1 protein-coding gene and 1 pseudogene are annotated in these 1587 nt (G+C 40.5%); both read left to right on the forward strand.

Going from position 1 to position 1587, the window contains the following annotated elements:
* Window positions 1-188 precede the first annotated feature (188 nt).
* A pseudogene (locus tag P1S59_14415) lies at window positions 189-1208 on the forward strand (transposase).
* Between the two features lie 17 nt (window positions 1209-1225).
* Window positions 1226-1587, forward strand: a 362-nt coding sequence (locus tag P1S59_14420) for a transposase (protein MDF1527421.1), incomplete at its 3' end; no start/stop codon positions are given.

The following is a 1587-nucleotide window of genomic DNA, read 5'->3' on the forward strand; positions in this document are numbered from 1 at the left end:
GTCCACCCCACTTTATAAACGGCCTCAAATGGGCCATGATGTGAGTTGACACAAACATCAAAACAAAGATGAGGCAGACCGTGAATAATCATAACTCAAAAGACAACATAACAATATAGGACTTACGCATTGACAGATTAACAAAAGCGAGATCAAAGTGACATAGTAAAAACAAATGGACACAAGCCATGAGAGAAATCACACGCCCACCCACAGCTCGCTGTTTTATGTCAATGTACATAAGCTTTCTTCTTAGTGAACCAATTTCGCCAAGTTGCTGTCATTTGGCAGAAATCGTAGGTATCTCACATGATAGTGCTAATCGTTTCTTACTGCGTGAACAATTTACGCCCCAGGATTTATTTAAACAGGCTGAGTGACAGCTTGATCTGAAAGGTGGGGTGGTCAGTGTAGATGATAGCGTTTTAGATAAACCTTATAGCCAGCATATGGCGTTAGTCGGCTAGTAGCGTGAAAGGCATTAACCTGATTACGCTGTATTATACTGATAAATATGGACATAACTTACCCATCAACTATGGAATTTATGACAAAGCTGAAGGGAAGACGAAAAATGATTATTTTATGGATATGCTAGCAGAGGCAATGAGGTGGGGTGTTGATCCTGCTTTTGTCACAGGTGATAGCTGGTACAGTAGTGAAAATAACCTAAAAACCATAAGAAACAATGGATTTGGATTTTGTTTCGCACTAAAAAGCAATCGTTTGGTCTCTATAAAAAAGGTGAATTTGTTCATATCCAGACCCTTGAAATCCCAGAAGAAGGGATAGAAGTGTGGTTGCGAGACTTTGGTCGAGTGAAAGTTTTCCGGACGCTGCTAAAAGACGAGCAACGCCACTATGCAGTTCACTTACCCGATGAAAACGCATTGACAGACTTTAATCGTGCGGACTTTTGTGATATTCACGATAAACATTGGAAAATTGAGCAATATCATAGGGCTATAAAACAGGTCTGTCATGTAGAACACTTCCAAGTCAGAACAGAAATGGCGATACGCAATCATATTTTCGCTTCAATTTTAGGCTATGTGCAATTACAAAAGATGTGTATCTCTAAGCTTATCAGTAACTGTTATGAGCTTCAGCGTGAGTTATTTAATACTGTGGTAGCAGATTCTATAGCGACACTCATGCCTGAAATAAAAAATATCAATCCACAATTTAGGCATTCCGTCAATGCGTAAGTCCTACAGTATTAGGAATCGATTTAGCAAAGAGCAGTTTTCAACTTCATGGTGTTGATGAAAAGGGAAATACAGTTCTTAAAAAGAAGCTGAACCGAACCCATCTCACAGCGTTTATTGCCAAGCTACCGCCCTGTTTAATTGGCCTTGAAGCCTGTGGCGGCGCACATCACTGGGTGCGTGTTTTCAGTGAATTTGGACATACGGTTAAAATGATAGCGCCTCAGTTTGTAAAGCCCTATGTCAAATCGAACAAAAATGATGCAGTGGATGCACAAGCCATTTGTGAAGCCGTACAACGCCCAAATATGCGTTTTGTGCCCAGCAAGCGTATTGAACAGCAGGATATTCAAAGCGTGCATCGGGTTCGAAATTTATT

This window comes from bacterium (assembly GCA_029210965.1).
Classification (GTDB): domain Bacteria; phylum BMS3Abin14; class BMS3Abin14; order BMS3Abin14; family BMS3Abin14; genus JALHUC01.